This window comes from Gluconobacter sp. P5H9_a (assembly GCF_018812085.1).
Classification (GTDB): Bacteria; Pseudomonadota; Alphaproteobacteria; order Acetobacterales; family Acetobacteraceae; genus Gluconobacter.
In genome coordinates this window covers 86,788-97,933 of the sequence record NZ_JACRVW010000002.1, presented here as the reverse complement: position 1 = coordinate 97,933, position 11,146 = coordinate 86,788, and the positions used below count along the sequence as shown (strand labels likewise).

Annotated in this window: 13 protein-coding genes and 1 riboswitch; of the genes, 7 read left to right on the top strand and 6 right to left on the bottom strand. The window is 56.8% G+C overall.

Annotated features, from left to right (window positions below; translation table 11 throughout):
• Positions 1–3: 3 nt before the first annotated feature.
• The 3 genes from cobW to cobU form a co-directional block, all read right to left on the bottom strand.
• Positions 4–1,056, bottom strand: a complete 1,053-nt coding sequence (gene cobW / locus KP708_RS02460) for a cobalamin biosynthesis protein CobW (RefSeq protein ID WP_215750246.1) — start codon at positions 1,054–1,056, stop codon at positions 4–6.
• Positions 1,053–1,466 carry a DUF1636 domain-containing protein gene (locus KP708_RS02455; RefSeq protein WP_215750244.1) on the bottom strand — a complete coding sequence of 138 codons (414 nt, stop codon included), beginning with the start codon at positions 1,464–1,466 and terminating at the stop codon, positions 1,053–1,055. The genes cobW and KP708_RS02455 overlap by 4 nt, the downstream gene beginning before the upstream one ends.
• A 120-nt stretch (positions 1,467–1,586) precedes the next feature.
• Positions 1,587–1,825: riboswitch (cobalamin riboswitch) on the bottom strand.
• Positions 1,826–1,862: 37 nt separating this feature from the next.
• Positions 1,863–2,423 carry a bifunctional adenosylcobinamide kinase/adenosylcobinamide-phosphate guanylyltransferase gene (cobU, locus tag KP708_RS02450; protein WP_371822722.1) on the bottom strand — a complete coding sequence of 187 codons (561 nt, stop codon included), beginning with the start codon at positions 2,421–2,423 and terminating at the stop codon, positions 1,863–1,865.
• A 45-nt stretch (positions 2,424–2,468) separates the two neighbouring features.
• On the opposite strand from cobU, the gene cobT reads away from it, so the two are divergent.
• From cobT to bluB, 5 genes are all read left to right on the top strand, one after another.
• A complete protein-coding gene (cobT, locus tag KP708_RS02445; protein WP_215750520.1) occupies positions 2,469–3,512 on the top strand; it encodes a nicotinate-nucleotide--dimethylbenzimidazole phosphoribosyltransferase in 1,044 nt (347 codons plus the stop codon).
• Complete coding sequence (gene cobS, locus KP708_RS02440) at positions 3,509–4,276, top strand: adenosylcobinamide-GDP ribazoletransferase (RefSeq protein WP_215750242.1); 768 nt, start codon at positions 3,509–3,511, stop codon at positions 4,274–4,276. Before cobT ends, cobS begins: the two co-directional genes overlap by 4 nt.
• Before the next feature lie 166 nt (positions 4,277–4,442).
• Positions 4,443–4,667 carry a CbtB domain-containing protein gene (locus KP708_RS02435; protein WP_215750240.1) on the top strand — a complete coding sequence of 75 codons (225 nt, stop codon included), beginning with the start codon at positions 4,443–4,445 and terminating at the stop codon, positions 4,665–4,667.
• Positions 4,668–4,682: 15 nt separating this feature from the next.
• On the top strand, positions 4,683–5,420 hold the full coding sequence (locus KP708_RS02430; protein WP_215750238.1) for a CbtA family protein: 738 nt from the start codon (positions 4,683–4,685) through the stop codon (positions 5,418–5,420).
• Positions 5,421–5,423: 3 nt separating this feature from the next.
• Positions 5,424–6,062: a 5,6-dimethylbenzimidazole synthase gene (gene bluB, locus KP708_RS02425; protein WP_215750236.1), complete on the top strand. Its 639-nt coding sequence runs from the start codon at positions 5,424–5,426 to the stop codon at positions 6,060–6,062.
• Here the strand turns inward: bluB and KP708_RS02420 are convergent.
• Entirely contained in the window at positions 6,052–6,603 is a 552-nt protein-coding gene (locus KP708_RS02420; protein ID WP_215750234.1) for a histidine phosphatase family protein, read from the bottom strand. The genes bluB and KP708_RS02420 overlap by 11 nt on opposite strands.
• A 139-nt stretch (positions 6,604–6,742) precedes the next feature.
• Between KP708_RS02420 and KP708_RS02415 the strand changes: the two genes are divergently transcribed.
• On the top strand, positions 6,743–8,461 hold the full coding sequence (locus KP708_RS02415; RefSeq protein ID WP_215750519.1) for a M20/M25/M40 family metallo-hydrolase: 1,719 nt from the start codon (positions 6,743–6,745) through the stop codon (positions 8,459–8,461).
• Positions 8,462–8,670: 209 nt separating this feature from the next.
• Positions 8,671–9,576: a LysR family transcriptional regulator gene (locus KP708_RS02410; RefSeq protein WP_215750232.1), complete on the top strand. Its 906-nt coding sequence runs from the start codon at positions 8,671–8,673 to the stop codon at positions 9,574–9,576.
• On the opposite strand, the gene KP708_RS02405 is transcribed toward KP708_RS02410, so the two are convergent.
• Together KP708_RS02405 and KP708_RS02400 are read right to left on the bottom strand one after the other, a co-directional pair.
• Positions 9,563–10,492 (bottom strand): bile acid:sodium symporter family protein, encoded by a 930-nt coding sequence (locus KP708_RS02405; RefSeq protein WP_215750230.1) that lies wholly within the window; start codon positions 10,490–10,492, stop codon positions 9,563–9,565. The two genes, KP708_RS02410 and KP708_RS02405, sit on opposite strands and share 14 nt — an antisense overlap.
• A gap of 85 nt (positions 10,493–10,577) precedes the next feature.
• The gene (locus tag KP708_RS02400) at positions 10,578–11,030 is read right to left on the bottom strand and encodes an Lrp/AsnC ligand binding domain-containing protein (RefSeq protein ID WP_215750228.1); all 453 of its coding nucleotides are present in this window, start codon (positions 11,028–11,030) and stop codon (positions 10,578–10,580) included.
• Positions 11,031–11,146: the final 116 nt, after the last annotated feature.

Here is an 11,146-nt window from a genome sequence, read left to right as displayed (position 1 = left end):
AGGTCAGTCCGCCAGCAGTGCGGCTTCGATGGCTGCGCGGTCTAGGCCTGTCTGGCCAATTACGACGAGGCGCCCGTCCCGGCCTGCATCTGCGAGAGGCACATCAAATTCATGACGGAAACGGGTCCCGACCCCCTGCACGGCCAATCGCATTTTCTTACCCTGCACGGCTGCAAAGCCTTTCATACGAAGGATATCGAATTGCCCCGCAACCTCGCTCAGGCGTTTGAGTAACGCTTCAGCACTTTTCTGCTCCGGAAGGACCACGACGAAACTCTCGAAGTCATCATGCTCGTGATCATCTGCGCCATCATGATTGGACGGGCGCGCTTGAAGATCGTCTTCGGCACCGGCACCAATCCCCAGCAGAACAGCGGGGTCCAGGCGTCCCTCTACTGCGCGCAGCGTAATAACTTTCCGCGGCACAGCCTCTGTAATGCCCTTTTCAACCGCATCAATCCCGACTTCGTCCAAAAGATCAGTCTTGTTCAGAACAATCAGATCCGCCGCATTCAACTGATCTTCATAGACTTCAGCCAACGGATTATCATGATCCAGAGAAGGGTCGGCAGCCTGCTGTGCAGCAACAGCTTCCGGATCGTCCGCAAAGCGACCCGCGGCAACAGCGGGTGCATCCACCAGCGTAATCACACCATCAACGGTCATGCGGGTACGAATCCCGGGCCAGCTGAATGCCTTGAGAAGAGGCTTGGGCAGCGCAAGGCCAGATGTCTCGATCACGATGTGCTCTGGCGGATCAGGACGATCGATCAGAGCCTCCATGGTCGGAATGAAGTCGTCTGCAACCGTGCAGCAGAGGCATCCGTTGGTGAGCTCGACGATATCCTCGTCAGCACATCCTTCGATCCCGCAGGACCGTAGAATTTCACCGTCAATCCCAAGTGAACCGAACTCGTTCACGACGATTGCAATACGGCGCCCATCAGCCTGTGCGAGAAGATTTCGCAGAAGGGTTGTTTTCCCTGCACCCAGAAAACCCGTGATGATCGTAACCGGAATCTTGCGACCTGAGCCTGAAACAGTCTGGGACATCATGAAAGTTCCTGTGAAGCAGACAATGAAGATGGAAGTCGGGCGATAACCATATCAGAAAGCGATGCAGGTCGCTTTGACGGCATCACTGTTCCGGTTTTCGATGCTCGGTAAAGCTGAAGGTAAGCCAGCAGGTCAGACAGCTTTTCCGGACCAAGTTCACCTAGAACAAAAGTCCATTTTTCCGGCATGGAAAGCGTGGCAATACAGCCTCGGCTACAGGCTGCCATACATTCAACGGGCTGGACGCTGAAATCGCCTTCAGCAGCCTGGTCAAGCAAGGCATCGTAGAGCTGCCGCCCCTGAACAGGGTCATTCCCAACCGGTAGACCGCGACGACACGTCACACAGACGTGGAAAACTGGCGAAACGGATGACTGGCCCGCTTCAGCATAAGGCAGGGTATCTGCCATAGATTCGTCTCTCTTGCAGCCACAACGGCATAACAAAAGGCGCGATGAAAGGCCTTCGCAGTCGCGAAAGTGACACGCACATGATGGCGCGCCCTCACGGTCCGGGCACCCCGCCGGATCATGACACTTGGCTCAGATGGCAGGTCTCCTGACTCACGGCTGAGGCGCCATTAGCACCTCCTCTCCCACCGGGCCTTCCCAGATCGAAATCCAGTGGCTGCCTTTCCTGAAAGAAAGACTGGCAGGACAGAAAACCGTCCACAGTTGCGGGGGCAGTGCCGGGTTTGACCTATTTCTAAGGCCGCACCAGCTTCCCTTTTCATCCTCTTCTCAGAGGAACCATCAAACCCTCTCCTATCTCTGGGATGAAAGCGTGTCAAAGTCCGGGAAATGGGCTCATTTCATTTTCAAAGACAAACCCGCCGCCACGAACAGCACTTCTCCGGCGACTGCGGCGATCTTCTGATGAAGAAGACCCGCTTCATCGCGGAAACGCCGCGCCAGGGCATTGTCCGGGACAATTCCGAGCCCTACCTCGTTGCCCACAAGAACGGTCCGGCCTTTCCGTGTTTGCAACGCCTCGAGAAGATCTTTCGTCGCCGTGTGAATATTACGATCTTCCAGAATGAGATTTGTCAGCCATAAAGTCAGGCAATCAACCAGGACCGGCGCGCGCTGCTCGGCCTGTAAAACACCTGCGATATCAAATGGCTCTTCAACTGTACGCCAGCCTTTGTTCCCACGGGTGGTACGGTGCAAATCTATCCTGGCCTGCATTTCCTCATCAAAAGCCTGACCGGTCGCGAGGTAGATCCAAGGCGCCGGAAGGTCAGTGATAAGGGCCTCAGCGATCCGGCTTTTTCCTGACCTGGCGCCCCCGAGGACCAGTGACACATCCGGTAGTCCTGTTTGCATGATGGTCTGTGCCACAATGTCTCCTGCGCCTTCTTCTTGCATGGTCCCTGATAACAGCACAAAAGACCTCTCATGCCACCGCACATCATGCCCTCGCCCTGTCAGCCTCCTTTCGCCAGCATGGCAGAACTTCGCACTGCCTGCCTGACACTTCCAGAGCCCGACCCGAAAGTCGCCGCCTTGATAGCGGAGCGAGACACAACTCTGACCAAACCTCCCGGCAGCCTCGGGCGGTTGGAAGAGCTGTCCATTTGGCTCGGTGAATGGCAAGGCCATCAGAAACCAACGTTAGAACACGTTCAGATAACGATTTTTGCAGGCAATCATGGTGTGGTCCGTCGGGGGGTATCTCCGTGGCCTTCGGATGTTACGGCCCAGATGGGGTCGAATTTCCAGCGTGGCGGCGCAGCAATCAATCAGCTTGCCCGGAATGCAGGTGCGGACCTTGCTGTTGTGCCCGTCCGAAATCTAAAGGCCACAGCAGATTTCACAGAGTTCCCAGCTATGAGCAACGAGGAATTCCTTGATGCGGTCTCGGTCGGATACACCGCCGTATCCCCCGCGCTGGATCTGTTTTGCCCAGGCGAAATGGGTATTGGCAACACAACCCCCTCCGCCGCACTTTGCGCAGCACTTCTGGGGGGCACAGGCGCGGACTGGGCAGGACGCGGAACAGGTCTCGATCAGGCGGGCGTTAACCTCAAGGCTTCTGTTATTGATGAGGCTCTGTGTGCACACGCGGCGTCACTTAACGACCCCTTGGATGCCGCACGTTGTCTGGGTGGTTACGAACTAGCCGCCATACTCGGAAGTGTTCTGGCCGCCAGACACCATCGTATCCCGGTTCTGCTTGACGGCTTCGTCTGTACCGCAGCCGTGCTGCCATTGATCAAACTGACCGCCTCAGCACTCGACCACACACAGCTCTCGCATTGTTCCGCTGAGGCTGGTCACCGCAAGCTGGCAGATGCCCTCAGGCTGAAACCAATACTGGACCTGGGCTTGCGCCTTGGAGAGGGATCTGGGTCTGCCGTTGCCATTCCCATCCTCAGAGCGGCATTGGCCTGCCACAACGGTATGGCGACGTTCGCAGAGGCTGCCGTTTCCCAATCAGAAGTCTCCATTCAATGAGGCTTTGGCGCACCATTCGAGAAGACATCGCCTGTGGTGCGGGCCTGCTGACCCGCCTTCCCTTGGGATGGCTGCGCGTTAGCGGAGAAGGCTGGTCTCTGGCGCGGTCTGTCTGGTGCTGGCCCCTGGTCGGGGCGCTTGTCGGTATTCTCAGCGCATCAATGTTCTTGCTGCTGAGCGCCTTGAGTGTTCCCCCTCTGGTAGCGTCGGCCTGGAGCGTCGGCCTACAAGTTCTCTTAACCGGAGGCCTGCACGAAGACGGACTGGCGGATATGGCGGACGGCTGTGGTGGAGGCCATACTCCTGAAAAGCGCCTGACCATCATGCGCGATAGTCGTATCGGCAGCTATGGTGCGCTGGCTCTGGGCATCAGCTTGATCGTCCGCGTTGAGGCATTAGCAGCGCTGCCTACTGCAATGGTCATGCCGGCAATGGCTGTCACGGGAGCGCTCTCCCGCGCAGTACTCCCTCTTCTGACGTTCCTCACAAAGCCTGCTCGTGACAATGGGCTGGCACAGCAGCTCTCCAGCCTGACAAGGGATCAGCTGCTAGGCGCGTTATTTTCCGGCTTTTGCGTGACGGTGATTTTCCTTCCCGCACAACTGGGCCTCCAAACTCTTCTTGCCGCACTGTGCACGATGCTTGGAGTTCGCGCCGTCGCCCGAAAACTACTCGGCGGATATACAGGAGACGTGCTGGGAGCAACGGCCAGTTTTGCCGAGTGCGTTCTCCTGACAGTGCTGGCCTCAGCATGGAAAAGTTGACACTTTCTCACGAAACGCTACATCCTCTCTCCTAGCGGAAGCAGGGAGAAGCCGGCGCAAATCCGGTGCGGTCGCGCCACTGTAATGCTCGTGAAATCACGTTGCGAAGCCAGACCTCCTTTATCAATTTTCCACCGCAGAACGCGCTTTTCCAGCGGAGCCTATTATGAGCCAGAGCCTTTCCCCGTCCCACCTGCCCGCCAGCATCACCGCACCGGTTGCGCTACCGATCCGCACGCTCCTTCCATGGGCTGCCTTTACGGTCGTGCTCAGCCTTCTGCTGCTTTATTTTGTTGGTGCAGAACAAGGCGCGACGTCTCTGATTTCAGGGCATGCGGTTCATGAATTTGTTCATGATGGGCGCCATCTTCTCGGCTTCCCCTGCCACTAAACGCAGCATAGTTTCATGACAGGTCGTCTTTTGAGCCGCGGCATGATTGCCGGGATTGCTGCCGCATTGCTTGCGTTCGTGTTTGCACGTTTTTTTGGAGAGCCGCAGGTCAATCTTGCGATTGCATTCGAGAGCGCGAAAGACCTCGCTGCTGGCGATCCGCCTGAACCGGAAATTATCAGCCGAGGCGTTCAGGCCTCTTTCGGGCTTCTCACCGCTGCCATTATGTATGGCGCGGCCTACGGTGGCATTTTCGCGACCATTTTTGCTTTTGCGTACGGTCGCGCAGGCCGCTTTTCGCCGCGGGCCTTATCAACACTTCTGGCAGCCGCGGCATTCATTGTGTTCGTGCTGGTGCCAGACCTGAAATATCCTCCCAATCCGCCTGCTGTTGGCCTTCCATCCACCATCGGCCTACGAACCGGAGCCTATTTCGGTATGATCGCTTTATCGCTTTGCGCGGCAGCGGCATCCTATATGGTCAGCCGACCACTCATCCGGCGCCTGGGCCACTGGAACGGTGTGCTAGCCTCTCTTGGTGTCTTCATCATTCTGGTGGCCGCCGTACAAGCTGGCATGCCTGATATCAATGAAGTTCCAACAGATTTCCCGGCCACAGTGCTCTGGCGTTTCCGCGAGGCAGCCTTGGGGATGCAGATCGTTCTGTGGGCTACGATCGGACTGCTCTTCGGCCCTCTGGCATCCCGTGTCCTGACGGCAGGCGCTGACAAACCTATTGCACGCAACGGATAAACCATGACGGCACCAGCCTTTTCAGACGATTTCAGAAAAGATCTGGAGCGCCTTTTCACATGGCGTCGGGATACGCGACATTTCCAGCGGGACCCTCTGCCCGCATCGGTGCTGGATGATCTCCTGCATGCATCGACCCTGGCGCCTTCCGTTGGTTTGAGTGAGCCCTGGCGCTTCGTGCTCGTTGAAAACCCAGCGCGAAAAGCAGCCGTTCGGAAGAGCTTCGAAACCTGTAACCGGGAAGCCCTACAGGGATATGAAGGCGAGCAAGCAGCATCCTATGCGACGCTCAAACTGGCCGGATTAGATGATGCCCCGCATCATGTCGCCGTCTTCTGCGAAACATTCCCGGATCAAGGACATGGTCTCGGACGTGCGACCATGCCGGAAACAACGACGTGGTCCGCTGTGATGGCTATCCATACGTTTTGGCTGGCCGCAACGGCGGCTGGTGTTGGGCTGGGCTGGGTCTCCATTCTTGAGCCTGAGCACGTGTCAGACCTTCTCGATGCCGAGCCGGGATGGAACCTTATCGCGTATCTTTGCATCGGATACCCCGCAGCCCATGCCAAAACCCCAGAACTGGAGCGCATGGGCTGGGAAACAAGAAACCCGGACCGACGTCAGTGGATCAAACGCTGACGTAATAGAGCCTGCTGCTGCCCTGCGGCATTGAAGGTGCTAGCAGGTTGGCCCTCTCTCCTTTGGCAAGCCCATCAAGGAGACGAAGTGGGCCGCCGTGCGAAATCACTAATGCGGCCTCTCCAGCCTGAACGAGGTCTGCCCAGAAAGACTGCGCACGCTCCTGTAGCGCTCGCCCACTTTCACCTTTGGGGGGAGAAAACCCTTCAGGATCTTCGGCCCAGCTATCGAGAGCTACCCTTGGCACAACATTCCAAGATAGCCCTTCCCACTGGCCAAAATTCAGCTCCAGTAACCGGTCATCCAAACGCAGCGGCCACCCGGTCTGCGCCTCAAGTCTTCGCGCGACAGACAGACACCGGGCCGATGGTGACGTGTAGATGACTGAACAGCCCGCGCCCTTTGCAAGGGTCAGCAGGCCAGCGGCCTGGGCCTCCCACCCCGCTCTGAGTTCCATTTCCTGTCGCCCATAACAAAGGCCTTCACTCCCCTCAACGGGAGGATGGCGGGACAGGAGAACCGGAATGGTGAGACTGGTCATTAATCGTAGATGGGGGTGCCACGCGTTTTCCGTCAACCAGCCAGTCCGATGATTTTATGCCATTTCCTGATCAGCAATACGATGTGTAAGGTGTCCCTCATCTCGTCAGACACGCGTTATGACAAAGACTGAGGACATGATGCACAAACCTTCCCTTCGAAACCGGCTGAAATTGGCGACCGCTCTTGCCGCTTTCGCCATAGCTCCGCTCGCGATCGGCGTTTCCGGGGCCCACGCAGCGTCTGACGCAGGCGCCTCCGGCCCTATCGACCCGGCTCGGATGTCGGAGACAATGCGGGTTCTGGCATCGGACTCATTTGAGGGACGTGCCCCTGGCACCCCAGGTGAGGCCGTCACGGTCAAGTGGCTGATTGATCAGTATCAGAAGCTTGGACTGGAACCTGGCGGCGAAAACGGCGGATGGACGCAGAATGTCCCCATGATCCGTACCCGTCCTGATCCGAAAGCAATCGCGACGATCAAGACACGGGGTCAGGCTACTCTGCCGCTTCATCAACTGACAGATATCGTCATGTCGACGCTCCAGCCGATCGAACGCCTTCAGCTGTCGAACGTCCCTCTGGTTTTTGTAGGCTATGGTGTGACGGCGCCGGAACGTCGCTGGAATGACTTCAAGCAGGTTGATCTACACGGCAAGATTGCGGTCTTCCTGGTGAATGATCCTGATTTCGATGCTGGACCAGAAGAGCCTGTCGCTGGCCGCTTTGGCGGCAAGACCATGACGTATTACGGCCGCTGGACGTACAAGTTTGAAGAAGCAGCCCGTCGCGGTGCAGCTGGAGCGCTGATCATTCATGATACTCCGGGCGCTTCCTATCCCTGGAGCACGGTCGTCGCACCTCAGGGTGAAGAGTATGACATTCTTCACGACGATAAGGACCTGAAGTCCGTACCGATGATCGGCTGGATCGAAGGCAATGCAGCCAAAACATTGTTCGCACGGGCCGGGCTGGATCTTAACCGTCTGCGTCGTCAGGCGCGTTCGCCGGATTTCCATCCGGTCAATATTCATGACACGACGCTTTCAGTGGACATGCCGGTCAAGGTCGATCACCTCCAGAGCCAGAACGTCATCGGCAAGATCACGGGTACGGATTATCCCGACGAAACTGTAATGTTCGGCGCGCACTGGGATGCGTTTGGCAAAAGCACCGATGCCGCAGGCAAGACCGTTATTCGGCGCGGAGCGATTGACGACGGCTCTGGTATTGCAGCCGTTCTGGAAATCGCACGGGCTTTCAAAAACGGGCCAAAGCCAAAACGGACTGTCAGTTTTGCTTCTTGGACCGGTGAAGAGCGCGGCCTTCTGGGATCGAGCTGGTATGTCGCCCATCCGCTGGCACCACTGGACAAGACTGCGGCTAACCTGACCATGGATGTACTGCAGATGGCAGGCCCGGCTCATAATGCCTTCATTATCGGCGCTGGACAGGACACTCTGCAGGACGACTTCGCAGCCGCAGCCCTTAAGCAGGGCCGTACAACCCAACCGGAAGCCATGCCGGAGCGCGGAGCCTTCTACCGTGCGGACCATCTGCCTTTCGCTCGGGCTGGCGTGCCCGTTCTCGCGGTTATGGATATGGCTGGCCCGTTCGATCTTCTTCAGGGTGGAACAGCCGCAGGCAGCAAATGGCTGACGGCGTATATGGCCTGCTATCATCAGGCTTGCGATGCCTGGAGCCCTGACTGGGACGTCAGAGGTGCGGCGCAGGACGTCGATGTTGTCCGCCAGGTCGGATATAATGCGGCCTTCTCGCATGATTGGCCGACGTGGAAAGGTGGTTCCGAGTTCCGGGCCATCCGTGAAAAGAGCAACGACGTTCGTTCGGCTCACTAAACTTCAGGTTCAGGCGGCCCGGAGAAAGAGCCGCCTGAATTCTGATTTTAAACGATATATTGTGGAAATTTCTTAATCCGTTTCGTAGCGAAGAACATTTCCAGCGGCCTTGTTCAAGCAGGTGGCAATCCACGCTTGGCATCATGCGCGCTTGAGAGTTTGCGCGCTTCGAAGAAAGTCCCTGCAACCCGTTCACAGATGAGATCGAGATGGACAATCGCGTTGGCGAAATGCAGGTTTTTCTACGGGTAGTCGAAAGCGGCAGTTTCTCGGAAGCCGCCCGGCTTCTGGTCATGACGCCGTCAACCGTCAGCAAGCTCATCGCCAGAATTGAAGCCCGTCTGGGTGTCCGCCTGATCGAACGCTCGACCCGCCGCCTTTCCGTAACGCAGGAGGGACAGACCTATTATACGCGCGCTGTCAGCCTGATAGCGGATCTCGATGATATTGAAAGCAGCCTCACAACGGGAACCATGCAGCCCAGAGGGACAGTTAGGGTCAATGCGTCCGTTGCGTTCGGCACCCTTGGACTGGAGCCATTCCTCCCTGCGTTCTGGAATGCCTATCCAGAAATCCTGATTGATCTCTCACTTTCTGACGACGTAACGGACCTTTACCTTGACCGGACAGACGTCGCCTTCCGTGTCGGCCGATTGCAGGATTCAGGTCTCACAGTCCGTCATTTGGGGGCGGTGCCACGCAGGATTGTAGCCTCACCCACCTATCTTGAACGCCACGGAACGCCTCAGACCGTTGCGGATTTAGACAGCCATCATTGCCTTGGGTTCAATTTCCAGCGCACCACCCCTGTGTGGCCATTTCAGGAAAAAGGGCGGCTGATTGACCGCCGCGTGCATGGCCCCCTTCTGGCGAATAATGGTGAAACGGTAAGGCGTATGGCCTTGCAAGGCGTCGGCCTGGCACGGCTTGGCGAATATCATGTCCGTGAAGACCTGAAGACTGGCCGCTTGGTTGAAGTTCTGAGTGATGCCACGATACAGGACGAAGAAGACATTCATGCCCTCTTCCCTGCAGGACATCAGAGCCCACCGCGAGTGCGAGCCTTTCTTGATTTCATGGTTCCGCGAATACAGGATTACCTCAAGGTGCCTTGATTCGTGACGTGTTTTTACTGAGAGGCCTTGCGGCCCAGTATGCGGCCAGAACGGAGCCGGACACATTGTGCCAGACAGAGAAAACTGCTCCTGGCAGCGCTGCAAGGGGTGAAAAGTAAAGACGGCCCAAGGTTGCGGCGAGCGCCGAGTTCTGCATCCCGACTTCAAGAGCAAGCGTTCGGCAGACGGACTCATCGAAGCCCAGAAGTCTGCCGCCCCAGTATCCGCCCAACAAGCCAATAGCGTTATGCAGGATGACACCGAGGATCAAGAGGGGGCCAGCTTGAGCCAGAGAAGGACCGGCGCCAGCGACCACGCAACCAATGATCAGCAAAATGGACACCATGGCCACGGGTGGCAAGGCGCTCTCAATCCGCTGGATGGTCCGATGCCACAGCGTGTTGACGATCACACCGGCAAAAACCGGTAACGCAACCATGGTAATGATGCTTCGAAACAGCCCCCAGCTATCAACAGAGACACCCGCAGACACATACAGCCGTGTCAGTAACGGTGTTGCAAAAATTCCTACCAAAGTAGACAGCGCACTAATACTGACGGACAACGCGACGTCCCCCTTGGAGAGAAAAATCATCACATTGGAGGCTGTGCCGCTAGAGACACAGCCCACAAGAACCATGCCTGTCGCCAGACCGGGAGGCATACCGAGCAGATGCGCAATACCCCATGCTGCCAAAGGCATGACGAGATAATGCAATCCTACACCTGCCAGAACAGGATAAGGGCGCCGGGCAATGCGGGAAAAATCCTGCACTGTCAGAGACACACCCATCGTAAACATGATAAACGCGAGCAGCGGTGTGATGACCGGCAACAGTTTCAAGAACGGCGCGGGAAGCACGATGGCTGCCAGCGAGACCAGAATGGCCCAGACCGGGAAAAGGCGCGTCATCATCTGGCGGAGCGTCTCCATTGTTAGAACACGGGTAAGGTAACGTTCCTCATACCGTCATCCTGCCTACTTGGGAAAATGATGGCCGTCAGATCGGCAATTCGGGATCGGCCTTAACCTCTTCCATGACGGTATAGGTGTGCGTCTGCCGAACCCCCGGGAGCCGGGTCAGGGTTTTCCCCAGAAAATTACGATATGCGGCCATATCCTTGACCCGCGCCTTCACCAGATAGTCGAACCCGCCCGCAACCATATAGCACTCACTGACCTGAGGAATGGTTTTGAGTGCTTTAGAAAATGCCTCGAAAATATCCGGACTGGTCCGATCCAGCGTAACCTGAATGAAAACAAGTAGCCCAAGATTGACGGTTTCAGGGTCCAGACGGGCCATATAACCGCGGATTACCCCACTTTGCTCCAGCTTTTTAACGCGCTCCAGCGTAGCGGCCGGGCTCAGATGAATCTGCCGTGACAGATCAATGTTCGTGATGCGGCCATCCTTCTGAAGAAACCTCAGAATTCTGCGATCTATGTCATCCACTTCGCACCACCTGCTAAATATAATTTTCCATAAGTTCGATAAACCGAATTTAATTCGTCGTCTTCCTTAAAATACCGGCACCTGTTTCGCAAACGTTTCAATATCTGTGAGAGACC